This is a genomic window from Petrotoga sp. Shatin.DS.tank11.9.2.9.3, assembly GCF_003665005.1.
GTDB lineage: Bacteria > Thermotogota > Thermotogae > Petrotogales > Petrotogaceae > Petrotoga > Petrotoga mobilis.
The window spans coordinates 77397-103822 of sequence record NZ_JGVT01000001.1; the positions used below are offsets into that span (position 1 = coordinate 77397).

At 32.9% G+C, this 26426-nt stretch carries 20 protein-coding genes; 2 read left to right on the top strand and 18 right to left on the bottom strand.

What is annotated here, in order from left to right; translation table 11 throughout:
• Positions 1-2: 2 nt before the first annotated feature.
• From rsmA to aspS, 10 genes are read right to left on the bottom strand one after another with little or no spacing between them, the layout of a single operon-like run.
• Entirely contained in the window at positions 3-830 is an 828-nt protein-coding gene (gene rsmA, locus BZ25_RS00310) for a 16S rRNA (adenine(1518)-N(6)/adenine(1519)-N(6))-dimethyltransferase RsmA (RefSeq protein WP_121567165.1), read from the bottom strand.
• Positions 831-854: 24 nt separating this feature from the next.
• On the bottom strand, positions 855-3350 hold the full coding sequence (locus BZ25_RS00315) for a polysaccharide biosynthesis/export family protein (protein WP_121567166.1): 2496 nt from the start codon (positions 3348-3350) through the stop codon (positions 855-857).
• A 28-nt stretch (positions 3351-3378) separates the two neighbouring features.
• Complete coding sequence (locus BZ25_RS00320) at positions 3379-3828, bottom strand: tetratricopeptide repeat protein (RefSeq protein ID WP_012209405.1); 450 nt, start codon at positions 3826-3828, stop codon at positions 3379-3381.
• On the bottom strand, positions 3821-5629 hold the full coding sequence (locus tag BZ25_RS00325; protein WP_121567167.1) for a hypothetical protein: 1809 nt from the start codon (positions 5627-5629) through the stop codon (positions 3821-3823). The genes BZ25_RS00320 and BZ25_RS00325 overlap by 8 nt, the downstream gene beginning before the upstream one ends.
• Positions 5626-6234 carry a glycerol-3-phosphate 1-O-acyltransferase PlsY gene (gene plsY / locus BZ25_RS00330; protein WP_121567168.1) on the bottom strand — a complete coding sequence of 203 codons (609 nt, stop codon included), beginning with the start codon at positions 6232-6234 and terminating at the stop codon, positions 5626-5628. The genes BZ25_RS00325 and plsY overlap by 4 nt, the downstream gene beginning before the upstream one ends.
• A gap of 55 nt (positions 6235-6289) precedes the next feature.
• Positions 6290-7672 (bottom strand): ribosome biogenesis GTPase Der, encoded by a 1383-nt coding sequence (gene der / locus BZ25_RS00335; protein ID WP_121567169.1) that lies wholly within the window; start codon positions 7670-7672, stop codon positions 6290-6292.
• 33 nt (positions 7673-7705) lie between these two features.
• Entirely contained in the window at positions 7706-9304 is a 1599-nt protein-coding gene (locus BZ25_RS00340; RefSeq protein ID WP_121567170.1) for a S1 RNA-binding domain-containing protein, read from the bottom strand.
• A complete protein-coding gene (gene ispH, locus BZ25_RS00345) occupies positions 9301-10155 on the bottom strand; it encodes a 4-hydroxy-3-methylbut-2-enyl diphosphate reductase (protein WP_121567171.1) in 855 nt (284 codons plus the stop codon). Before ispH ends, BZ25_RS00340 begins: the two co-directional genes overlap by 4 nt.
• A complete protein-coding gene (gene cmk / locus BZ25_RS00350) occupies positions 10145-10825 on the bottom strand; it encodes a (d)CMP kinase (protein ID WP_121567172.1) in 681 nt (226 codons plus the stop codon). Before cmk ends, ispH begins: the two co-directional genes overlap by 11 nt.
• A complete protein-coding gene (aspS, locus tag BZ25_RS00355; RefSeq protein WP_121567173.1) occupies positions 10809-12608 on the bottom strand; it encodes an aspartate--tRNA ligase in 1800 nt (599 codons plus the stop codon). The genes cmk and aspS overlap by 17 nt, the downstream gene beginning before the upstream one ends.
• 107 nt (positions 12609-12715) lie before the next feature.
• On the opposite strand from aspS, the gene BZ25_RS00360 reads away from it, so the two are divergent.
• Positions 12716-13708, top strand: a complete 993-nt coding sequence (locus BZ25_RS00360; protein WP_158584807.1) for an S-layer homology domain-containing protein — start codon at positions 12716-12718, stop codon at positions 13706-13708.
• A gap of 35 nt (positions 13709-13743) precedes the next feature.
• Here BZ25_RS00360 and BZ25_RS00365 read toward each other — a convergent pair whose 3' ends face one another.
• From BZ25_RS00365 to BZ25_RS00380, 4 genes are all read right to left on the bottom strand, one after another.
• Positions 13744-14397: a TIGR00153 family protein gene (locus tag BZ25_RS00365; protein ID WP_012209416.1), complete on the bottom strand. Its 654-nt coding sequence runs from the start codon at positions 14395-14397 to the stop codon at positions 13744-13746.
• A 77-nt stretch (positions 14398-14474) separates the two neighbouring features.
• A complete protein-coding gene (gene ileS, locus BZ25_RS00370; protein WP_121567175.1) occupies positions 14475-17234 on the bottom strand; it encodes an isoleucine--tRNA ligase in 2760 nt (919 codons plus the stop codon).
• Between the two features lie 22 nt (positions 17235-17256).
• The gene (locus tag BZ25_RS00375; protein WP_103064704.1) at positions 17257-17616 is read right to left on the bottom strand and encodes a response regulator; all 360 of its coding nucleotides are present in this window, start codon (positions 17614-17616) and stop codon (positions 17257-17259) included.
• A 21-nt stretch (positions 17617-17637) separates the two neighbouring features.
• The gene (locus BZ25_RS00380; protein WP_158584808.1) at positions 17638-20394 is read right to left on the bottom strand and encodes an ATP-binding protein; all 2757 of its coding nucleotides are present in this window, start codon (positions 20392-20394) and stop codon (positions 17638-17640) included.
• 303 nt (positions 20395-20697) lie between these two features.
• On the opposite strand from BZ25_RS00380, the gene BZ25_RS00385 reads away from it, so the two are divergent.
• Positions 20698-23160, top strand: coding sequence for an ATP-dependent Clp protease ATP-binding subunit (locus BZ25_RS00385; RefSeq protein WP_233546393.1), 2463 nt, complete (start codon positions 20698-20700; stop codon positions 23158-23160).
• Positions 23161-23171: 11 nt separating this feature from the next.
• On the opposite strand, the gene rd is transcribed toward BZ25_RS00385, so the two are convergent.
• From rd to BZ25_RS00405, 4 genes are all read right to left on the bottom strand, one after another.
• Positions 23172-23336 carry a rubredoxin gene (gene rd / locus BZ25_RS00390; RefSeq protein WP_012209421.1) on the bottom strand — a complete coding sequence of 55 codons (165 nt, stop codon included), beginning with the start codon at positions 23334-23336 and terminating at the stop codon, positions 23172-23174.
• A gap of 33 nt (positions 23337-23369) precedes the next feature.
• Entirely contained in the window at positions 23370-23723 is a 354-nt protein-coding gene (locus tag BZ25_RS00395) for a class II SORL domain-containing protein (RefSeq protein WP_012209422.1), read from the bottom strand.
• Positions 23724-23754: 31 nt separating this feature from the next.
• Positions 23755-24264: a rubrerythrin family protein gene (locus BZ25_RS10400; RefSeq protein WP_121515344.1), complete on the bottom strand. Its 510-nt coding sequence runs from the start codon at positions 24262-24264 to the stop codon at positions 23755-23757.
• A gap of 137 nt (positions 24265-24401) precedes the next feature.
• Positions 24402-26216, bottom strand: a complete 1815-nt coding sequence (locus BZ25_RS00405) for a heme NO-binding domain-containing protein (RefSeq protein WP_121515345.1) — start codon at positions 26214-26216, stop codon at positions 24402-24404.
• Positions 26217-26426: the final 210 nt, after the last annotated feature.

Here is a 26426-nt window from a genome sequence, read left to right on the forward strand (position 1 = left end):
CTTTAGAAACCTTTGTTAGCCCCCCTTCGCCCCAACAATTTTTTGTATAGTTGTATGTATGTTTCTATGGGAATATCTTCTGGTCGAGATGAGGGGTCAATTTGTACCTCAGTTAAATATTTTTCTGTATCAGGTATAATCTCTTTAAGATTGTTTTTTATTGTTTTTCTTCTTTTAGAAAAACATATGTGAACAAATTTCATGAAATCTTTTGGATCTATTTCTTCTACATACTTGTACAAAGGGTTGAATTTCAATATTACTGAATCTACTTTTGGAATTGGTATGAAATTGTTTTTAGATACATCCATGATTCTTTCAACAGTACAATAAGTCTGAACGAATATACTTAAAGGGCTGTAACTTTTTTTTGATTTTGCCATCAACCGTTGTCCAAACTCTTTTTGAAACATAAAAATTGCGTATTCAAATTTTGGTGATTCTTCAAATATCTTTTCTAATATTTTTGAAGAGATATAATATGGGATGTTTGCTATATATTTCAGTTTTGGAATATCTTTGAATTTAGAAAGGTCTGTGTTTAAGAAATCTTCAAAATGTATTTCTACATTTTTTGAACCTTCAAACCTTTCTTCTAATAGTGGTTTGAGCCTCTCATCAATTTCAAACGTTATTACTTTTTTTGCTTTCTTTGCTATCTCTTCTGTGAGAATTCCATTGCCGGTTCCAATTTCTATTATTACGTCATTTTCATCGATTTCACTTTTTTTTACTATTTCATGAGACACAGTCGAGTTAGACAAAAAATTTTGACCCAACCCTTTTTTTAATCTTATATCGTACTTCTTAAGCCATTCAGAGGTTTTCAAACAAATTTCACCTTTCTTATTTTATCAAAACAGACCAGATACATTAGCGTATGTGTCAAAGCCGGCGTTAATAAAACTCATGAATGTTTGTACCGTACTCATAACTTCTACGATGTTGGTGAGTGTGTTTTTTGGAATATAGATAATATCTTTTGGTTTTACTTCTGGGTTCATCCCGGTTTTTACAGGGGCTGCGTTTATTATTCCAGATAAGTCCAAAGTTACAGGTGGATTTTCCGGACCATCTTTGAATAAGTATACCGTTGTTAATTGAGCTGATTGAGAAGCGTTTCCTGCTTTGAGTATTGCGTCTAGCACTGTCATGCCTGCATTGTATGGGATAATACCGGGTTTTGTTACTTCTCCAAAGACGTAAACAACTTGCTCTTCTGCCGGTGGTACGTAGACTATGGATCCAGGGTTAACAAGTACATTTCTTAGTGATTCAACGTCTTTTATATCCACTTTTATTTCCTCGTTGTTTTTTGTATAGATGAAGATGCTCTCTTGGTTTTTCCAATCGATAGCGGAGTTAGAAAGTATCTCAACCAAGCTCATTGGAACATCTGTTCTTAGACTTTTTGGAGAAGGAATATTTCCTAAAACGGCTATGTATGAACCACTCACTTCTGGTTGAACAACGACGTATGAACCTTTTGGAACTTCCATCATTAAATTGTTCAATAATTCTTCAGAATTTATTGTTTTTATCTTTTCATTGTTTTGGTAGATTGCTATTGTTCCAGTATCTACTGGGGAGAACCCATTTACCGACGAGAAGACATCTATTAACCTTACATTTTTTTGCTGAATAACTTGTGTTTCTCCTGCTTTGTAGACGATAATTTGGTCTGGAGCAATTTTTGAAATCTCTACAAAGGCCTTGCCTTCGAGTAGAATATTTTTTAAACTGTCAAATTCATTCGCTATTGAAGTTCCGGTTTTTTCACCGATTTGATATCTAACTTGGTAGGATTCATCTAAGTTTAATGGGAGCAGTAGTTCATACAAACTTTCTCCTTGATTGTAGGCCATAACATTAGAGAATTCTCCGAATATATAAGCCATTCTTAATTCTGTGTCGGCTATTATCGTTGAGCCAGAACTTACTAAGACATCTTTCAACATAGTTAAGTTATTCGGATCAACGGTTAAACTTTTTGTACTTCCAGAATTATCCACGATAACCAAGTTTCCTGAAAAATTGTTACTGAAACCACCTGCTAATCCAACTATCTTATCCATCCTTATTTTTTCGTTTGGCAAAAATTCAACCTTTCCAGTTCTGTTGAATGCTCCACTTAGATAAACATAGTTTCTCTTAAGTGTAATTTGAACAAAATCACCTTTTTTTAGCTCAGTATTCGAATTTACGGGTTGGTTGTTTACTCGAACTTCTTCCACATTTTCTTCACTTATACCAACTTTAGTTAAGAGTGTTCTGATGTTCATTCTTTCTTGTTTTTCAAAGTCAACTCTTTGTGAATTTTCTTGTGAACTTAAGTATACATAATTTTCAAATCTGTTTATTATTACTGTATCGCCAGGTTGAAGAAAAAAATCTTCATTGTTGGTTGTTTTCTGTAAAGATAAAGTAGTAGTTTCTCCTTCTCTAACAACTGTTACAGAGTCTTCTACTTCGCTTAGACTAACGTTAAGTAACGTTATTACAGATTTTATTCCCATGCCTTCAAAATAATCTAAAGAAGCTGATCCAAAATCAGAAAAGACAAGAACATTATTAGTATAGTTGTAAGGAATTATTACTGTGTCACCTGGTTGTAAGGAATAATCTTCTTTTTTTACTATTTCATCAAATGGGACTTCTTGAATTTTTCCCTCTCGAACAATCATAAGTTCAGTAGGCATCTTGTTAGTAGGTATATTCATGGAAGAGATGACGGTTTTCAACGTCAAACCTTCATAGTAATCTAAAGATGACGTGCCGAAGTCTGAAAAAACAGTGATTTTGTTCGTATAGTCGTATGGGAAGAGAACAAAGTAATTTTCATATATATAAGGATCTTCACCAGGTTCTCCACTTTTGATCCATTCGATATTAACTTTTTGTTCTTTTCCATCGGGAGATTTGATCAACGCATAAGAGGAGTTAGTGATATCTTTTATCCCACCAGCTAATCCAATTAGATCTGAAAGTTTAATCTTTTCGTTTCTTATGTCAATAACTCCGTTTATGTTGGTGTTTCCTAAAACCGTTACCGAAAAAGGGGCATACTGGGTGATTCCTACTGTAACTTTATTAGTTTTTATGTAACTTTCCATTTTAGTGGATATCTCGTTTTCAATTTCTTCTAAAGTTCTACCTTCTGCTTTTATTCTGCCAATAGGAGGTACCGTGACGTCTCCTTCTGGCCCCACAATTGCATCGGTTATTGAATATTCAGGATATCCTAAGACCCAAATTCCTAAGATGTCACCCATCCTTACGTTATATGAGAATGTAATAATTGGTAAAGCCAAAAGAATTAAAAGAATGATAATAAAGCTACCTTTTTTCATTTTTTATCCTCCCCACTAAAATTTTTTGTTATATCATTTTTTCTATTAGTTCCAATTCTTGAGAATTGTAACCCGAGATTTTTAAATGACTTACTATCTTTTTTGCAACTTCGTTGTTTCCACTTTTCAACGCGGCTTTTGATTTTATGATCAAAAAGTTTATTTTGTTTTGGCCATCCTGAGGTTCTTTTAAATGTAATATGTCTTCATACTTTTCTATTTCGTATAATGAATGGGCAAGGTAAAGGTTTGTCTCGTCTAAGTCTATGCCTTTTTCTAAAGCAATCTCTAAAAATTTACTAGCTTTTTCGTAATCTTCACTTAGCATATAACAGACCCCAATGTTATGATAGAACATAGGATCTTCAGGAAGTAAAGATATCGCTTTTTTATAATATGAAGCAGCATTTAGATAATTCCCTTTTTCTAACATGGTGTTTGCTTTTTGGTTGTAATAATATGCCAGTTCTTTACTCATTTATATCCCCTTCAGTATAGTAAAAAAGAGTATCAACTAAAGTTTTATCTTCTAATAACAGAGAAACACTGGCTGGATTTATCCCACTGATTATTGGAGGAAATAAGTTGTATTCTATGTAATCAATAGGTTTGTATGAAACTTTCAAATAACTTTTCAGATATTCTTCTTGGCTTTGATCTATAATACCTCCTCCGCTCATGAAGGCAAGGTTTTCTAAGTTTGTGTTTACTTCTTTTCCATTAGTCAGGTGGAATAAAGAACTACTTGAAAGGATAAAAGGTATCGTCTTTTCAGGGGTTAGTTCTGTGTCGATCTCACCATGTGTTAATATCTTCGAATCGGTGTTAATTTGGGGTACATGAACTTGGAAGAGATCGTTAATTTCATATTCATAAGTATCTGATATCGAATAAGTACGATGGTAATTAAAAGGCACTCTACCCCCTGAATCCATTACGTATATATTTTTGGTCAAAAAATCCATTTTTTCGCCTGAGATATCGTTGACATTAATTTTTAGGGTCACTGTTCGATCGTTTTTACTATACTTCAACCCGTACAAATTCAAAATATACAGGTTATTTTCAGTATTTGAATCTATTCTTTCCAAGTAAACTTTGTTATCTTCTAAATCCGAAAGGATAAGCACACCATTTTCAATTTTGAATTTTCCCCTGAATTGACTAGTATTTTTACCATTAAAACTATCATCGATTGGGTTGAGTTCTCCATCTTCTTCTAAAATTTCTATGCCATCTTCAACTGATGAAACTAAGATTTTATTCCAGGGAAGAACATCAAGAGAAATATAAGTTTTATTTGGTAGTTTTGTTGTGTTCACCACTTCATTTTTTAATATATCGAAATTAAAAACTGATGAACTTGCATAATCAATTAAGTATAAATTGTTGTGCCATAAGGCTCCATCGAGAAACGTTGTTGAATGATCAAATTTCTTTTGTTGAAGTATCTCACCGTTGTAACCTATGATTTTTATTTCATTGTTGTATGGATCGTATCCGACTAATCTTCCAGCGTTATCGATGTCGTAAATCACAAATGGAAAACCTTCTGTCAAAACTTCTATTTGGTTTTCTATTTCGTTTGTTAATACCGTACTTTCCACCGTTGAATTGGTTTTAATTTCCTTTCTAATGATTGGAGAATAACTTTCAAAGTAATAAATCCCTTTATCCGAGCCTAGGTAAACTCTATTTAGATTTTCGTCAGCGTTTATAGAATAATAATTTTTGCCTTTGTCCAATCTTATCCAAGTTTCTTCGTAGTTATTTGTTTTAAATATCAAGTGATTTTGAGAATCTAAAACGTACAAATTTGAATTGATGATTTCGCAATCTACTGGATTATAAAATCTTTCAAAAGAATCTTTAACGCCTGCTGTTTGGCTAATTTCAAGAAATACAGGTGTGGCATAGTTGGAAAGTGAAAAATTTTTGATACTGTTTATAAAGTTCAACAATGTATTAGTTTCTTCATTTACTGTAGAGAATAATAAAGAATTTTCCAAGTCTTGAATGGCTTTGTCTATCATTCCTAACTGTAAATCCAATTTTGCTGCATAGTACCAAAGTTTGGGTATATCTGTTATATATATTTCTCCACTCATTGCTTGATTCAATTGAACACGTGCCTCGTATTTTTCCCCTTCAAATAACAACTGGAGACTCTCTGAAAATAGTTCTCTTGATTTTAATTCACTTTCTGATAATTCTTGAGAGAATATCCAAACGTTAGTCAGCAAAAGATAAATAAAAAGGGGGATAAGTGCTTTTTTCATTTAAGCTCTTCTTTCCTTTGTAAGATTTTTATAATGTCTGTTTTATTTTCAGAATTCGATAGTAACCTTTTGATATTCGATCTGTGTTTATACAAACTCAGTAAAAACAAAATAGTGTAGGTAATGCCCATTTTTAAATCCCAAAAATAACCTAAGATAGCGGTTATAAGCAAACCTAAAAGGGACGATAAAGAAACATATTTGGTGGATAATTCGACGGGGATCCAAACTAACAAAAATATTGCGCCTAATAAGGGGCTCAAAGCAAAGTAACCACCTAATGTCGAAGCGACTCCTTTTCCACCTTTAAACTTTAAAAAGATTGGATAGTCGTGACCTAAAACAAGTACAATTAAAGATAAATAAGGAACCCACGAATCAACACCAAAAATAAGTCTTATTATTAAAATGGGAATGAATGCTTTCAAAAAATCAAGTGTTATTGAAAGGAGTCCCCATTTTGGCCCCAAAGCCCTTAAAACATTGGTTCCTCCAACGTTTCCGCTTCCAGTTTTTCTTATGTCTATCCCTTTTCTCCATGGAATCAAGAAGCTGAAAGGAATCGATCCACATAGATAACTGATGATCAAAGCAGCAATGGACATATGTTTTCCTCCCTGAAATAGGATTTATAATTTAGTCAAAGTTTAACAACAAATTTTATAGTGTTTTTTGCTTGGTTTTTGAAGTTTCTTCATTTTTTCTTGCTTCGAATTTTAGAAATATAGGTGAACCAATGAAAGGATCAATGTAATTTCTTATCATGTTTCTCAAACCTTGTTGATAGTATTTTGGTATGTCGTATGGTAAATTTGAATAGAATACGAAAACAGGTGGTTTGGTCCCAACTTGTGTAGCATAGTAAAATTTGATTCTTTTTCCTTTTTTAATTGGTGGTGGAGTAACCAATGTGTATTTTTCTAAAGCTGCATTCAACGCACTTGTTGGGATTTTTTTGTTTCTTGATTTTTCTACTTCTTTTATAGCGGTTATTAATTCTTGAATCCCCCATCTTTTAGGTGCCGATGTGAAAACTAATGGACTATAATTTACAAAGTAGAGTTCTTTTTCAAAATAGTTAAAAAACTCTTCCTTTCTTTGATGGTTGTTACTAACTAAATCCCACTTGTTAAAGGCTATAATCGTTCCCTTTCCTCTTTTTTCTGCAATACCTATGATGCTTTTGTCTTGTTGCGTTATTCCTTCTGTTGAATCAACCACTAAAATTACTACATCTGACTTTTCAATAGCGTTGATTGTTCTTGATATTGAAAACATTTCAATACTTCCATAATGAATGGTACTTTTTTTTCTCATTCCGGCAGTGTCTATAAATCTGAAGGTGTTATCCCCCATTGTAACTAGATGATCAATGGCGTCTCGGGTTGTTCCAGGTATTTCTGAAACGATAGCCATTTCTGAACCAATTATGCTATTAAAAAGAGAAGATTTCCCAACGTTAGGACGCCCGACGATAGATACTTTTATTTCTTCGCTATCCTTCTCGCTATCAACAGATTCCTCGGAACTTAAGCCAGAAGTTTTTAAAGTATTTGCGATAGTATCCATTAAAGTAAAAATATTTTTGTTATGCTCTGCAGAAACAGGGATTCCTTCACCAAAGCCAAGAGAGTAGATCTCTGGTTTCATCTCAAGCTCGTATTTTTCAAAATTCTCTGCCTTATTAATAACTAAGATAACTTTCGAATTGGTCTTTCTTAAGTAGTCAGCAATGTGATAGTCTTCTGAGGTAAGTCCAATCTTTCCATCGATTACAAATACTACTAAAGATACGTCTTTTAAACTTTCAAAAATTATTTTTTTCTGCCTTTCTTCTATGTTGTCTTCCGGTTGTTCGAATATTCCACAAGTATCTACCAATGTAAAAGATATATCGTCCCATTGGATTGAGGAGGAAACGTTATCCCGCGTTACACCAGGCATATCGTGAACTATTGATTTTCTTTCACCAATCATTCTGTTAAATAATGTTGATTTTCCCACATTGGGTTTTCCAATTATGAGAACCGTCGGTTTTTCCAAGTTATTCCACCTCTTGTTTTTTACTGAAGCATTTTACTCTTCATTCATTTCATTAATTACTTTTAGCGCCTCTTCTTTTTCTCTTTCTTCTTGTAGATGCGATACACTTATAATCATGTTCCCTCTTTTAAATTCATTTTCAAGTCCAATCTCTAAAACTTTTGCTTCTATTTGATCACCGATACTATATGTTTCCTCGAGACTTTTTGAATTTGTGGAAGCCTTGCTTGCGGGTAGATAAGCCTCTACTTCGTAACCATCAATGAGGACTATTGCTCCTTTATCTAAAAAACGAATTATTTTTCCTTTAACAGTATCACCTGGTTTTATCTCTTTTGAAGCCTTTTTCCAAGGATTTTCTTTTGTTTCTCTAACTGATAGTCTGATCCTTTTGTTATCTTTGTCTATTTTTATTATTTTTACTTTAATCTTTTGTTTTTCATTAAGCACTGTTGAAATATCGTCGACAAAATCCCATGAAAGTTCTGAAACATGTAAAAATCCAGTGATTCCTTGATCTAGTTTTATAATCGCTCCGTTATTTAGGACCTTTTCTACAGTACCTGTAACAATGTTTCCTTCGTAGTATTTTTCTTCTATGTTTTCCCATGGATCTCCTGAAACTTGTTTGTAACTTAGATTAAACTTTTTATTCTCTTTGTCTAAATTCAATATTTTGACTTGAACATTGTCTCCAACATTTACTAAGTCGCTTATCCTACCTTTCCTGCCCCAGAATACTTCTGTTTCATGGACCAAACCCTCCAGACCTTCTTCAATCTTAACGGTAAAACCAAAAGGTAATATATTAGTTACAGTACCCTGAACAATGCTTCCTACAGGATACTTTTCGTCCACTGTTTTCCAGGGATTTTCTTTCAAGCGTTTAAGAGATAGTGAAATTCTTTTTTTCTCTCTGTCCAATTTTATTATCAGCGCTTTAACTTTTTGACCCACCTTTAGATAATCTTTTATAGAGATCTTTTCGTCCCAGCTAACCTCACTTGCTGGTATGAGACCATTCAAATGATCATTCAATCTTACAAAGGCACCAAAGTTTTTTATATCCTCTACCACACCGTCAATTACCATTCCTTCCTCGTATTCATTGAAAGTTTGACTAATTTTTTCTTCTGCGTAATCTTTTATCGATACGACTATGTTTTTTCCATTTTTAGAAATCACTTTAGCCATTTTTTCTCCTTGAGGTAAATCATCTTTAGGGCTTAATAAAGATAACGAACCAGGAAGAAAAGCACCGATAAGTCCTTCAATCAATACGCTGTAGCCTTTCTTGAGCCTGTTTTTAAAAATAATAGGATAATTTTCTCCTTCTTTTATTTTATTCATAGTTTCATTCCAAACGGCCCTTTTTTCGGAGGCAAAGTTTAAACCTTCTGCATCATTTGTTTTTGTTATTTCTACTAGTATCTTTTGATCTACTTGATATTCTTGGAGAGGTTTTATGAGTTCTACTTGACTTACAAACACATCTCCTGTGGCACCTTCTAAAGCAACCCATATACCATCGCTATTTATTTCAAATACCTTTCCTTCTATTATTTTTCCTTTTTTTACCTCGTTTATCTCTTGTTCGTTCAAAAGTTTTTCAAATGTTTTTTCCTCCATCATGAAAAATCCTCCTTCTTTTGGCTTAGATACTCCAACACTTTATTTAATTCTGATGTTGGTGTGGATGAACCAGTAACTATTCCTATTTTGTCTTGTGGAGAGATAGTTATTTCTTTAAGTTCTTCACCAGATTCAATATGGTATGTCCTTTTACAATATTTTTTTGAAATACGGTATAATTTTTGAGTATTTGAACTGTTTTTTCCGCCTAGAACTAGCATCAATGTGCTTTTTAGAGAAAGTTCTAGTGTCTCTTTTTCCCTTAGGATAGTTTCAGAACATATAGTATCTCTTATCAACACCTCCGTAAAAGAATTAATAGTTAAAATACTGGTTATAAAATTTTTGTACTCTTCTTCGCCCATGGTTGTTTGAGATACTATCAATACTTTTTTTTGAGGTATTGTCACTGGAGAAAGTGTTATTAGCAATTTACTCTCATCTACATTCCCTTTTAGCCCAAGTATCTCAGGATGGTCAGGTTTTCCATACACGACTACAAAAAATCCTTCTTTTTGCTTGTTACCTACGTATTTTACTAAATTTGTAACTATTGGGCAAGTCATGTCTATAACTTTAGAGAATCGTTCTTCTAAAAGATCTTTCTCAGCCTTTGAAATACCATGGGCTCTGATGATTACCGTTTCGTTTATGGAATCCTCGGGTATCTCATCCAATCCTTTTATAGTTATTGCACCTGATTTGTTTAACTCTTCTATTACCTTTTTATTGTGTACTAACTCACCATAAATATAAATCTTATTTTTGTTAACTAAGGAATTTTTAACTTCATTGTACGCTTTTTGAACGCCTGAGCAAAAACCAGTTCTTTTTGCTACATTAATTTCCATAAATACCTCTCTCTTCGATAATTTTTAATATTTTTTGAAGGACTTCTTCTATGGACAGATTAGTAGTATCTATAATTATTGCATCTTGAGCTGGTTTTAATGGAGCTATAGAACGATTTGAATCGTTGTAATCCCTATTTTTTATTTCTTCCAATATTTCAGTAAAAGAAATATTGGGTTTTTTCCCCTTTTCTTCACTCCATCTTCTTTTAGCTCTTTCTTCTATAGAGGCGGTTAGATATATTTTAATATCACTATCGGGCAGAACTACGGTTCCTATATCTCTTCCATCAACCACTATACTGTCTTTTTCGGCAATCTTTTTAATTATCTCATTAACTTTTTCTCTAATAATATTATTACGAGAGTATAGAGAAGCTAAATCACCGATTTTTGAGTCTTTAATGGAGATAGTAACATCTTTTTCGTCTAAAAAATAACGGTTGTTTTTTATTTTAATGTTAAGTTTTTCTAAAATATTTTCTATATTTTTTGAATCTTGTGGGTCCACTTTTTGTTCGTTTAGGTAATAACCAATGATTCTGTACAAAGCCCCACTATTTAGATAATTTATTTTTAGTATTTCTGCTAGTCTTTGTGCAATTGTAGATTTGCCTGATCCTGCCGGCCCATCTATTGCAATCTTTATTTTTTTAGCTTTTTGAGTCATTTTTCATCTCACTCTCGTTTGATTTTTTCAAAGCGAGATGTAATTCTTCCAATTGTTTCTCACTAACTTCTGATGGAGCATTGGTCATAGGATCTGTTCCAGAAGCTGTTTTTGGGAATGCAATGACCTCTTTTATTGAATCTTCTCCTACCAGTATGCTTACCAATCTATCCATTCCGATTGCTATGCCTCCGTGAGGTGGAGCACCGTATTTGAAAGCCTCTAATAAGAATCCAAATTTCTCTTGTGCCTCTTCTTTGCTCAAACCTAAAATATCGAATACCTTTTGTTGTATATCTTGTTTGTGTATCCTTATGCTGCCGCTTGCAATCTCATAACCGTTTATTACAAGATCGTAAGATTGAGATTTGATTTTTAAAGGGTCTCTATTATCATATTTAGCTAAATCATCTAAATTGGGCATAGTAAAGGGGTGATGTTCGGCTACTATTCTCTGTTCTTCTTCATTCCAAGAAAACATTGGAAAATCAGTGACCCAAATTATGCTGAACCCGGATTCTTTTTCAAACTCTTCTTTGATCATTTTTATTCTCAATTGTCCTAAAATCTTATCTATTTTGTCTGCTTCTTCCAAAATAGCTAATAAAACGTCACCTTCTTTCATTATACCACGTTCTACTAAGATATTAATCTCTTTGGCTGCGGCTTTTTTTATATTTGATCTTATTTCTTTGTCATTAGCTATCCAAATTAATCCGGTACTGCCTTGTTCTTTAGCAAACTCTGTAAGATCATCGAATTTTTTTCTGGAAAAATTGTTAGACCTTTCAGGGACAATAAAGCCTTTTAATATTAGGCCTTTATCTATCCCATTTTTTATAAAATTAGTTTCGGTATTTTTAAAATAAGTTGTTAAGTCTATAAATTCCATACCATACCGTATATCAGGTTTATCTGAACCATATTTTTGCATCACTTCATCATAGGGGTATTTTGGAAAGGGAGTCTCTAATCCTTTGTAATTTATAGACTTTTCAAATATTTCTTTAATTAATTTTTCAGTTAATGCAATTATATCTTCTTTTTCAACAAAGGATTGCTCTATGTCAATTTGTGTGAATTCGGGTTGTCTATCGGCTCTAAAATCTTCATCTCTGAAACAACGAGCTATTTGAAAATATTTATCAAAACCTGATACCATGAGCAGTTGCTTGAAAAGTTGAGGAGATTGAGGTAAGGCGTAAAAATTGCCAGGTTTCAATCTAGAAGGAACCAAAAAATCGCGTGCCCCTTCTGGTGTTGATTTTGTTAAGTAAGGGGTCTCAATTTCAAGGAACCCTTCGGCGCTGAGCGTATCTCTAGTGATTTTCATAACTTTGTGTCTCAGTATTAGATTCCGTTGCATCCGTTCTTTTCTGAGGTCTAAGTATCTGTACTTTAGCCTCAAATTTTCAGAAATATCTTCTTCTATGTTTACGTATATTGGTGGCGTTTCAGATTCAGAAAGAATTTCTAAATTTGTTGCAAGTATTTCAACACCCCCGGTAAACATATTTGAATTTCTGTCTTTTTCAGGACGCCTCCTAACTTTTCCTTGGATAGAAACAACGTATTCATTTTTTAATTTCAAGGCTTTTTGATAAAGTGTATTGCTATAACTCGAATCAAAAACCGCTTGAGTTTTACCGTATCTATCCCTTATCAAAACAAAAATAATTCCTCCTAAATCACGAATCCTATCTATCCATCCGTTTAAAATAACGATCTTATCAATATCATTTTCGTTTAATTCGCCACAAGTATGAGTCCTTTTTTGAAACAAAATTAACACCTCCAATGTTTTTTCATCTTATTTTACCATTTTTTGTGATAAAATAAAATCGATAGCAATAAAAAACTTAAAATACTAAAATTCAGGAGGTGTGTGTAGTGAAAAAGGCAGGTATTTTGTTTTTATTTTTGTTTTTGGCTTTAGGAGTATTTTCACAGTCTTTTAAGGATGTTCCCATCAATCATTGGGCATATGATGCAGTTGAAAGGCTTTCTGGTATTGGCATTATTGAAGGATACCCCGATGGTACTTTTAAAGGATTAGAAAACATGAACAGGTATCAACTGACTGTTGCTTTGTCCAGAACGATTGATTACGTAGAACAAAGTATGATTGAGCCTTTAGCTCAAAATTTGGCGAATTTGGAAAGGACTGTAAGTAGTTTATCTGTTCCGCAAGGAGTTTCTTCAGCGGAATTACAGCAACTTCAGACAAGGTTAAATTCTGTTGCAAGTGATCTTTCTACTCTTCAGGGTTCCGTTTCGAGGTTGGATAGTTCTGTCAAGGAACTTCAGAATTCTTATGAGTTGCTTGGTTATGCCACCACGAAGATAGACGAATTAGAGAGAAAGGTCAACGCCATATCAGTGCCCGCGGTAAGCGAAACTGACATCAGAAACTTAAATACCAGAGTTACCAATCTGGAAAACACCGTTGGAAGTCTGAATAGTAATTATCAGAATCTTTCTCAAACAGTATCTAATTCCAATCAAGAAATACAGTCGTTAAAAAATTCAGTAGCTAGTATTCAAAACTCTTTTTCTAGTGTAAACCAAGATTTGGACAGATTGAATGCTTTAACGGCTAACTTGAATTCGAAGATAGATTCTAAAGTTGATAAAACTGAGTTTACTTCGTTAAAAAACACTACTGACGAATTAAGTGTTCAATTAAGTAATAATACCCAATCTGTTTCTGAATTGTCCCAAAACTTACAAGCCGTTCAAAGTAGTGTTGATCAGCTCTCTCAAGAGGTCACTGATGTAAAACAAATAGCTGAAGGTGCCGGTGGAGGAGTAAACTTCTTAGATATCATTATCTCAGTGGTAATTTCTGCAGGTTTATCCTTTGCTATAATGAACTTGCTATAAAAAAATATCGCTGGTTTTTTCGACCAGCGATATTTTTATTTAATGTTCCTTTTTAAGACTATAATTTCTAATTTATCAGAAGCATCTTCGGCCCTGTCTGCTATATCTCCTATCTGTAGAAAAAGATCTTTCAACTGCAATTTTTCCGATAATTCAAGGCTATCTATTTCAAACAATCTTCGTATTAAATCCTTCTCTAAGATATCTTCTTCATGTTCCTGTAATTCAACTTTTTGAATATACTCACTACTTTTTTCTATATTTTCGAATACGTTTTCTATAGACTTTTTCAAGGATTTATAAGTTTTCTTTACCAATCGACTTTGTTCTAAAAAATCTGGTTTAAAATTCTCGGGTATTTTTGGTTTTTGAAAAATTAAGATTTCTGAAACCGTTTGTGTTTTATTCATAACCTTATCAACCGCTTCTATTAATTCTAAAAGTTCTCCTCTAAAATTTGGCAAAAAAGCTCCTTGATACATTTCGCTTTCCGTTTTTCTTCTTAAAGAATCAGCTTCGCTTTCTATATTAGATATTTGTTTTGATAAATCAACAGATTTTTCCATATCGTTTGTTACATACAATTCTACTAATTCTGTGAGTAAGTTTACCCCTTCTTCTACTTTTTCTAAATGTTTAGAAAAAAGTTTTATTACTTTCTCTTCCTTTTTTCCAAAAAAAAGCTTCATTATGTACCCCCTCACATACCTTTAGAATTAATAAAACTGTTTTTTGTGTTCTTTTGCTATACAGCCCATCCTAGAGTTTACGCATTTATTTCCTCTTTTAATACTCTTGCACATCTTGGACAAACGCCCGGAAAGTCAGGGTCATTGTCCGTATTAGGATCTACTTTCCAACATCTTTCGCATTTTTCCCCTTCTGCTTTGGTAACTTTAATTGTTGCGTATCGACCTTCAAATCCTTCATCTACATTACCAAATTCAAATTGAGATACTATAAATAGATCAGCAATCCAGTTGTTATCGTATTGAGATAGAATTTGCTTTAATGTATCATCTTTTAGGTTGAGGATAATTTTAGCATCCAGAGAGTTTCCTAAAAATTTTTCTTTTCTTTTCTCTTCAAGGGCTTTTAAAACATCCTCTCTCAAAGCAAAAATTTTATTCCACTTTTCTTCTAATTCTTCGCTAAGGTAATTCTCTTTATATTCAGGCCATAGTTCAGCGAATATGGTTTCATATTTGTTTGAGTAATTGAGATGCTCGTAAACTTCTTCCGCAGTAAAAGGCAATATGGGTGAAATCATCTTATTTAAAGCTATAGCGGTTTCATATAAAACTGTTTGAGCGGATCTCCTGAGTTTAGATTTTTTTCCTTCTACGTATATTCTATCTTTTATTATATCCAAGTAAGTAGAACTCATATCTATTGTACAAAAATTGTTTATAAGATAGTGTACTTTGTAAAATTCGTAGTTGTCATAAGCTTTGGTGACATTTTTTATCAAATTATGTAACTTCATCAATGCCCATTGGTCTATTTCTAACATTTCTTCATAAGCCACAGAATCTTCATCAGGGTCAAAATCATTTATATTGCCCAGCAAAAATCTTATAGTATTTCTAAGTTTGCGGTAGGTTTCAACCTGTTGTTCCAAAATATTGTAAGATATTTTAATATCCATTCTGTAATCTGCTGATGCAACCCATAACCTTAATATGTCTGCTCCATATTTGTTGATAATGTCTTTTGGGTTGACTACATTTCCCAAGGATTTAGACATCTTCTTTCCTTCTTCGTCTTTTATAAAGCCATGAGTCAAAACGGATTCATAAGGGGCAATTCCGTGTTTTGCAACAGATAAGAATATAGAACTTTGGAACCACCCTCGATGTTGATCGCTTCCTTCAAGATATAAATCTACAGGGAATTTTTTTAATTCTTCACGGGAATTTGCAACTGCTTCGAAAGATGATCCAGAATCGATCCAAACGTCTAAAATATCTTCTTCCTTTTTGAACTCTGAACCACCACATTTAGGGCACCTGTAATCATTTGGTAGAAGTTCTTTCGCTTCTTTCTCAAACCATGCATTACTCCCTTCTTTTTCTATAATTTCTATAACGTGGTCTATAATTTTGGTATCCAAAATTGTTTCTCCACAATTCTCACATTTAATAGCTGGTATTGGGATTCCCCAGGCACGCTGTCTTGAAATTACCCAGTCAGGTCTCTCTCTCACCATAGAGGATATTCTATTTTCTCCCCACTTGGGTATCCAATTTACTTTTTTTATTTCTTCCAACACCTTTTCACGGTAGTTGTTTTTTTCAAGATCTATAAACCATTGAGGAGTGGCTCTAAAGATAACAGGATTTTTACAACGCCAACAATGTGGATAGGAATGAGTTATCTTTCCTGATTGAACGAGAAAACCGTTTTCTTTTAGATCTTTGATAATTTCTTTGTTCGCTTCCCAAATTTTCATCTCTTTATACTTTCCAGCTTCGTCGGTGAAATATCCCCGACTATCTACTGGAGATATTACTGGAAGGTTGTACTTTGTACCTGTTATATAATCTTCCATACCGTGTCCTGGAGCAGTGTGAACACATCCGGTACCTTCTTCCAAAGTTACATAATCTGCAAGTACTAAAAGGCTTTCTCTGTCAACAAAAGGATGTCTAGCTTTTTTCCCTTCTAATGTAGATCCTTTAAAGGTATCGATTATTTTGTAATTATCTATTCCTGATTCTTTCATAGTTTTATCAACTAATTCCTTAGCCATTATCCAATATTCGTTTCCAACTTGAACTTTTGCGTAATCAAAATTAGGATGAACAGCAATAGCTACGTTCGCTGGTAAAGTCCAAGGTGTTGTTGTCCATATGATCACGTATGTATTGTTTTCTCCAACTAGAGGGAACTTTACATAAATTGAATCTGATGTATGATCATGGTATTCAACTTCAGCTTCTGCTAAAGCTGTTTGACATTCTGTACACCAATATATAGGTTTTGTTCCTCTATAAATATTGCCGGATTCAACTATAGAACGAAGAATTTCTAAAACTTTGGCTTCATATTCTGGTTTCAAAGTTAAATATGGTTTATCCCAAAAACCAATTACCCCCAACCTTTTAAAGCTTTCTCTTTGAATGTCTACGTATTTCATAGCGTAATCTTCACATAGTTTTCTTATTTCTAATTTACTCAAGGCATTAGCCTTTTCTCCAAGCTTGGTAGTAACGTTATGCTCAATTGGAAGACCATGTGTATCCCATCCAGGAACATAAGGCGCATCATAACCTCTCAATGTTTTATATTTTAAAACGATGTCTTTTAAAACCTTATTGAGAGCCGTCCCCATATGAATGTCTCCATTCGCATACGGTGGACCATCATGTAAAACAAACTTTTTTTCCCCGATTCTTTTGTTTCTGAGATAGTAAGAAATATTTAAATCATCCCATTTTTGAAGAATTTGAGGCTCCTTTTCTTTTAGATTTGCCTTCATCTTGAATGATGTCTTTGGAAGATTGATTGTGTCTTTGTAATCCAAAACCCGCACCTCCGATAAAATATTATTGAATTTTTAAAAGAGTTTCGATTGTATCTTTTATTTCTGTTAAATCCATTGATTTTACAACATAAGCATCTGCAGCCCAGGATGCCATCTCGCTTTTATAATGTGAGTAGGCTGTGAGAAATATTATTTTTTTGTTTGGATACCTTTTTCTGATTTCACTTGCGAGTTCTAAGCCATTTACATCAGGCATTTCGATATCAGTGCATATGATATCTATATCTTGATCATTTTCTAAGGTTTCCAGTGCATCTTTTGCATTACTTGCTGTAGTAACCTCGTAACCAGCTTCTTCCAGTTCTTCTTTTATTAAAGTTCTTATGTTCTCTTCATCATCTACTATTAGTACTTTCGACAACTTAACCCCTCCTAAAAAGTATTATTTCTCACCTGTTGGAATTTCAAATCTGAAAGAGGTTCCATTATTGTCAGATTTTACCAAATAAATTTTACCTTTGTGTTCTTCTTCTATTATTTTTTTACAAATAGCTAAACCCAATCCTGTCCCATTGCTTTTTGTAGTAAGAAAAGGTGTGAATAATTTTTCTTTAATTTCCTGGGGAATAGAGGGTCCATCGTTGGTTATTTCAAAAAAAACTTTATTTTCATCGGTAAATCCAACTTTTATTTCAATTTTCCCATTGTTGTATACATTTTCTAAGGCGTTTTTTATTAAATTCATCAATACCTGTTTTATTTTATCTTTGTCTGCTTTTATTACGATCTCTTCTTTTAACCAATCAGTATTCACCATAACGTGTTTTTGTTGTATAAAATCTTCGTACATCAATATTATTCCACGTATGATTTCTATCAAATCGACTTCTTCAATCTGGTTAATTTTACCTCCTCTAGAATATTCTAAGATCTCATTTACTATATGTTCGAGCCTTGAAAGTTCTTCTTTAATAATTTGGGTATATTTTTGAATATCATCCATTTCGTTCATTTTAGCTATCCTGTTTAAAAAGCCACCGATAATAGTAATAGGATTTCTCACTTCATGAGCTATTCTAGCAGTCATTTCTCCCATGGCAGCAAGTCTTTCTCGCTTTTCCATTTCTTTTTGAAGGTTGTACAGCTCGGTTACATCATCAAAAACAATTATAACGCCTTCTATCACTCCTAATTCTTCGTTTCTCAAAGGAGATAGCTGAATATCAAAAATTTTCTTGGTATCGGAAAGTTTTACTTCATAATTCTTTAATTTGATATTATTTCTGGTTTCATAAATGTCTTTAATTTTTTCGATTATTTCTTCCCCGATTAGTTCTGTTATATCTTGGATAGCAGTTCCTATCATGGTCTCTCTTGGTCTGGAGAAAAAATTTTCTGCCATTCTGTTCCATTCGTTTATTTTTCCATTTCTATCAACCACAACTACGGCAACAGCCAGGTTTTGTAATATATTATCTTTGAATCTTCTGTAGTAATCCATCAAATCTTTTTGTTCTTCTAATCTTAATGTTTTTTCCTTTAATTCTTGATAATTTTCTATCATTTCCAAAGCTAATCCCATATTATCTTTAAATAATTTTACAATTTCAGTTTCAATGTTGGTGATGGGTTTTTTGTTTATTTTGTTATCAACTATTACTACTCCTTTAGTTTCTGTCATTCCAGTAACTGGGAAAATAAGAAACTCATTAATTTTAACTATATCGTATATATCCTCTAAATCTTCCCATTTAATTTCCAACATTTGAGGAACGATATGTAAAACCTGTTTTTTTTCAACGACTCGTTCTAAAATAGGATGCCCTTTATATGCTAAAACTTTATTTTGTAAACTGAGGATTAGTTTATTATTGGTGGGTATTTTTATGGCCTCCTCTTTTAGGTACTGAACGACGTTTCCGTATTTTAAAGCCCTAATGTTTGCGTCTTTCCAGATTTCGGTAGCGTCTTCTTCTGTATCAGGACCAACCCATATTTTTGGAACAAGGAATCCCCGAACCTTGTCCTTTTCTAAATAAAGAGCTCTGTTGAACTTGAGACCTCTCCCAGAAGTTAAGCCTAAAAGCATTATTTTTATTGCCAAATTTTTATCGTAAACAGATCTCACAGCTTGGGATATCTTATCCAATGCATTTAGCATATCTAAGTGTTCTTTTTGTTTTTCAATAAGCTGTTCATAATTCATTTTCAATTCAGTCAATTTACTGACTTCATTTTGAAGTTTGTTGTATAAATTTATTCTATGAATAGAAAAAGCTAATCTTTTGGCGGTGTCCGAAAAAACGTGGAAATCTGCTTCATCAAAATTTTTGTAAGTTCTAAATGAGTATTCTTCTTCTCTGTTATAAACACTTAAAACGCCATAAACTTCATGATTTTGTTCTATAACAGAATAAATAGAAGATTTGAGATCTATATTAAAAGGAATAAAATAATTTTGAAAGTTTTCTCGTCCCACTAGCATATAACTCGATCTTTCTTTTATTGCTTTACCTTCGAGGGTATTTTCTATAGGGATAGTTCTAGTTATGATTGTGCTTTCATCTATTTCTAAAAAGTATTTGATTTCGAGAGTATCACCTTGAAGTTTCCAGAATGCTATGCTTTCTGCATGTAGAGAATCTTTTAGGAGTTTTAATACATTATTGACTATTATATCTTTTTCGGTAATTTCTTCTATAATGTCGGTGAGCTTTTCCATTAAAATTACCTTGTCTTGCAAATCCCTAATTCTCAATTTTTCTATAATCAAATTAATCAATACGGAATAATAAAAAAAATGTTGGTCGAAAGTATTTTTATCAATTTGATTGTCAAATAATCCGACGGCGCCAATTAAGCCTTCTTCGGAAAATATCGGATACAAAAATAACTCTCTTATATCGTTTGCGGTTGAACTTACCTGTGAAATATCATCTTTTAGATTCACAGGTACGATCTCATTTGAAAAAATTTTGTTTTTTAGATCTTCGTCTCCGCGTAGGTATATTTTAATATTTTCAAACTTATCTATTGTAGAAGCTAAAGCTTTAAAAACCTCCCTGCTTGATTGATAAATAAACATAATGTTGTCTTTCCCCATTGATTCTTTCAATTGGGAAGATACTTCTTTAAAAGTTGATTTTAATACATTTTGAGGTTTATCATTATATATAATATTTAAAATTTTGCTTACCATATGCTCCACACTCCGATATTTTATCTTTTTCATTCTAATTATAACACTAAATTGCTTAAAAATGGGATAAAAAATACTGTAAATTCACTAATTGAATCAAATTTTCGAATGACAAGTTGGATATATTGGGTGGTTTTATAAAAGAAAATGAATTAAAACAGAAATTTAAAAATTTTTCTTGACATTTTACATTGAAAAGGATATAATGAAAATAGAATTAGCAAATAAAAGTAACGAGTGATAAAATACTTTATTACGTAGAAAAAAACTCCCTGAAAGGGATCTATGGATGGAGGTGACTTAATGAGATTCAATCCGAATGATTTTACTGAAAAATCTTTAAAAGCATTTCAAGAAGCTCAAAATGTTCTAGGTTATTCAGGAGGTAATATTCTCAAACCTGAGCATTTGTTGTTAGCAATTTTAAATGTTGAAGATGAAAATGTTGAAAAAATTTTTCAAGGTACCAATACTAATTCTATAAAAAGCAAACTTGAAGAAGCTTTATCCGAAGAAATGGGAGTTTATTACTCAATGTCCTATGGTAGTGCACAAGGTATTTATCTATCAACTAGTTTAGCAAATGCTTTACAAATAGCTAAATCAGAATCCGACAGGATGGGTTTTAAAAAAATTCCTTTACTAGCCTTATTGTTAGGGATTTTAAAGGAAGGTACATCCTACGCTTCCAAACTTTTGTCTGCTTATACTACGGAAGCTTTAATTAGAGAACGGCTACAAGAGATGTTAGAAAACGGAGACGAAGAAATAGAATCAGGTATGGGAGATCCTTTGAAAAAATTTACTGTTGATTTAACCAAAGAGGCAAAGAAAGGAAAGCTTACGCCTGTGATAGGAAGAGAAAAAGAAATAAATAGAATGATTGAAATATTATCAAGAAAGTCTAAAAATAATCCAGTATTAGTTGGCGACGCTGGAGTTGGGAAAACAGCCGTAGTAGAAGGTTTAGCGCAGTTGATAGTAGATGAAAATCCTCCTTCTTATTTGAAAAATAAGAAAATTTTACAATTAGACATGGCCGCCTTGTTGGCAGGTTCTAAATTTAGAGGTGAATTTGAAGAAAGGCTTAAATCAGTTATCGATACTGTAAAAGAAAAGAGCGACGAAATTATTCTTTTTATCGATGAACTTCACAATATAATAGGGGCTGGAGTGGCTGAAGGAAATGCAATGGATGCCGCAAATATTTTGAAGCCAGCTTTAGCTAGAGGTGAAATAAAGGTTATTGGAGCAACAACCTATGAAGAATATAAAAAATACATTGAAAAGGACAAAGCATTAGCGAGAAGGTTTCAACCGGTGTATGTACAAGAACCTACCCCTGAGCAGGCTATTGAAATACTTAAGGGTATAAAAGAAACTTACGAAAAACATCATAAGGTCGAAATATTGAATGAAGCTTTAATCGCAGCAGTTAATCTTTCTCATAGATATATTAACGACAGATTCTTACCCGATAAAGCCATAGATTTGATAGATGAAGCTTGTGCCAGAGTAAAGTTGAGAAACTCAGCCAAACCAGAGAAAATTAGAGAATTGGAAAAGAAATTGTCAAAATTAGAAGAAGAGATTAATAAACTAACTTTAGAGGAAAAATATGAAGAAGCCTCCAAAAAAAAGGCAGAGTATTTTGACCTTCAAAAGGAATTAGAACAAGCACAAAAAGCTGCTAAACGAGTACAAAGCGAAATAAGCAATGTAGTAGATGAAGACATAATAGCCTCTTTGGTACAAGAATGGACTGGAATCCCTGTTACACGAATGGTTGAAGATGAAAAGAAAAAACTTGCCAACCTTGAAAACGAAATACACAAAAGACTCGTTGACCAAGATGAAGCGGTCAACACTGTTGCAGATCATATTAAAAAGGCCAGAGCGGGATTGAAAGATCCTAAGAAACCAGTTGGTTCATTCTTGTTCCTTGGTCCAACTGGAGTAGGAAAGACTGAACTAGCAAAAACATTAGCCGAGATATTATTTGGTACTGAAGACGCACTCGTGAGAATAGATATGAGTGAATACATGGAAAAATTCAACGTTTCTAGGTTAGTAGGTGCAGCACCAGGTTACGTAGGTTTCGAACAAGGTGGACAACTAACAGAAATGATCAGAAGGCGACCCTATTCCGTTGTATTATTCGATGAAGTTGAAAAAGCTCATCCCGATGTATTCAACATATTGTTACAGATCTTAGACGATGGTAGGTTAACAGATTCTCAAGGTAGGACCGTCAATTTCAGTAATACCATCATAATACTAACTTCCAACTTAGGTTCAGAGTTACTAAATAAAACCAAGAAAAGTGTTGGTTTTGTTGGAGAAACAGAAGAAGAATCTTATGAAAACACAAAAAATGAAATTATGAGCCAAGTAAAATTGGCATTTAGACCTGAGTTTATTAACAGGCTCGACGATATTATAGTTTTCAAACCCTTGGGTATCTCCCAGATAAAGAGAATAGTCGATATAATGATTTCAAGGTTAGAAGAGAGATTAAAAGAGAAACATATAAGTATTCAAATAACTGAAGCAGCGAAGGACGTTATAGCAAAAGAAGGATTTGATCCAGTTTATGGAGCTAGACCGTTGAGAAGAGTCATAGAAAGAAAAATAGAGTCTCCTTTGGCAACTATGATCATTGAAGATACTATAAAAGAAGGAGATACGGTTATAGTTGACTCAAAAGATGGTGAAAATTTAGAAATAAGAAAATCTGGAGGAGAATTATTAAAAAAGCGGGATTAACATCCCGCTTTTTATTCTTCAAGTAATTCAAAGTCTTCTTTAGCTGCACCACAAACTGGGCAAGTCCAATCATCGGGCAAATCTTCAAAAGAGGTTCCTGGTTCTATATCGTTATCAGGATCTCCTGCTTCTGGATCGTATATGTATCCACAAATCATACACCTGTATTTTTTCATTTTTTATCAGCTCCTATTTAGTATTTTCAAAAATCATCCTACAGAAACTTTTTTAGTGTTTTCCCAAAGTCCATGAATATTGCAATGAGAGAGGGCGATCAACGTTCCTGATTTGGTTAACTTAATTTTTGCTTTTACGTGAGGTTCCCCAACTACAGGTCCAAAAATATATCTGCCAACATGTACGGTATTTGGATCATCATCATATTGTATAAAAAGATCTATCCATTCAATATGGTGTTCTACTGTGTTCGGATGTTTAATCTCTTTACCTATCTGTACATCTACTTCAAACTCTTCGTTAGGTTCAACTTTGTCTGGACAATCGATTGTAGGGACATGTTTTTCATTTTTGAAATCATTAATCTTAATTACATCACCTAACACAAAGAATCATCTCCTTTCTTAAAAAATCTAGTTAGAATTCTACAAATTTGCTTCTCGGAGCTCCGCAAACAGGACATTTTTCTGGTGCTTCTCCTTCTACAGTATAACCACAGACATCACATATGAAGATTTTACCAACTTCAACATCTTTACCCTGGTCTGCAACCTTTTTTGCGTTCTTGTACCACTCTGCGTGTATTTTCTCTGCTTCCAAAGCAAAATAGGTGGTTCTTACGGCTTCATTTTCTTCTTGAAAGTTAGCTGCATTGTTGTACACTGGATACATTTCTTCAATTTCAAAGGTTTCTCCGTCTATACATTGTTGGAGGTTATCTTGAGTTGATCCAATATAACCCAAGGCTCTGTAATGATTCCTTGCATGAACAAACTCAGCATGGGCAATAGCTTTCCACATTCTTGCAAGGTTTTTTAACCCTTTTTCTTCCGCTTCAGCAGAGAAAATCAAATACTTCATATGTGCCTTGGATTCACCACAAAATGCATCCTCTAAAAACTGTCTTGTCATTTCTCTTTCTACCAAAGTTATCTACCCCCTTATTTAAACTTATTATCGTCTTTCAAAATTCTTAAATGTTTTAAAGGCGCAATCTAAAGTAAAGTATAACATGGAAGTTTTAAAAAAAGATTAAAAAAATAACATAATTTTGAAATAAAAGATCAATTCTTATTGGATAAGCTTTCTTTAAGTGAAGAAATAAATCTATCCACCTCTTTTATGTTCTGTAGGATTTCTTTTATATTATTTACAAACGTTTTGACGGAGCTAGATATTTCTTCAGCGGTAGCCGAACCTTCTTCGGATATAGCTAGTAAGTTTTGGGTGTTTTTAGTTAAATCTTCTAGTTTGACCCCTTCACTGCTTAATTCGTTTAATATTTCGTGTATCTCTTTAGAGATATTTTTTATATTAGTAGCAGATTCTTTATTATTTAGAGAGCTAATTCTTAGATTGTTAGCTCCTTCTCTCATTGCCTTAAACTCTTTTTCCACAGTTTCTGTTAATAGCTGAATACCTGAAGATATTCTACTAAGTATATTATCAATCTGTGAAGCGGCTATTTTGCTTTCCTCTGCTAATTTTCTTATTTCATCAGCTACCACCGCAAATCCTCTGCCAGCTTCTCCTGCTCTTGAAGCTTCAATTGCCGCGTTTAAGGCTAACAAATTAGTTTGATCAGCAATACCCTTTACCGTGTCAACAACCTTAAGAATTTCTTTAGTATCCTCTTCTAACTTATCACTTTCTTTCACTAAATTATTGAATCTTTCGCTCATATTTTCTATTTCTTTTGAGGATGCTTCTACTTTTGAAGAGGAATCATTGATTCTTTTGACAGCATTTTCCAAAGAGTCTACCATCTGATCTTCTCTAGATATGATACTTTGTATTGTATTTACATTTACTTCAACTACATTTGATATTGATTCGGCATCTTGAGCGATTTGTTCCGAACTTATAGCCACCTGTTCAACTAGTTCTCCTATTGAGTCACTTATTTCCTTCATTTCTTCAGCTCTTTCGCCAACTTTTTCAGTAAAGGTTTCTATTTCTTCTATATCTCCAGTTAATTGAATAAAAATACCATTAAAATTGCTTCTCAAATTATCAATTTCTAAAGAATGCTTTTCAAGCATTTTTTCTCCCTTTAAAAGTACAGGTTTATCATATTCGAGGTTATTTAAATTTTGCAACCCTTCTGAAGAAGAAGAAAATAACCTTTTGAAATAATTACCCATCGAAAGAATAAACGCTCCAGATAAGATACCTGTAATTAAAAATGTATACCAATGGTTTCCTAAAATCCAAGTAAAAAGCCAAGATAATAAAAAGACAATGATTATTGTATAAAAAGTTAGAGAAGTGAAAAACATTTTCATTAATGATAAGCTCATAGCTGTGAAAAACCTTGCCTTCTTGATTTTTGCGTATGGTTTCTCGCTTTTTAATTTTATTTTTAGAAAACTTCCCTGATCAGTGTTTCCTTGATCAATAATCTCATATTCAATTTTTTCACCAAAAACCTCGGCGGAACCTTCCAACAATCCTAAGAAATAGTATCTCATATCTCTGAAAGAACGATAGGTAATGTAGGCTGAGTTGCTATCTATGATTTCAAATTCAATCGCGGGAGGTTTGGCTCCTTTTATTCTCCTTGTCAACGATTTATGAACGTCATTCATGGTTGATAAAAATGACAGAAGTCCCTTTTTTCTGAAAAAATTAGGGTAATATTTTTTGAACGTATAAATGTTTTTTTTCCCTAATTCTTTCATGATCTCTTCTTTTGATTTATTAGTTGTTTTACTCATTAAATCAAGAAGTTTAAAAACTTTTGGATCTTCCAAATCTTCGAAAGGAGAGAAGTGTTTATCTTTTGGAATTCCTATTTCGGTTAAAAGCTGATTAACATAATCTTCTCCATATGTATTTTTCCAAGTTTCCATCCATGTTTCTACGATCATTCCCTTCATCAAATTCCCTCCTAAGTGTAGTAGTTATAGCAACTTTAAGAATTCAAAACCAAGCTTTAGCAGCCCGAACAATAAAAAATCTTTATCTTTTTGTCCTTAAATTATACCATATTTTTTCTGGTTATTTAATTATTAAAAATACAGGGCAAATAATTTGTATATTTAGAAAATGCCTAAATAGACTAATTGATTGGTTAATAAGTTTGAGAA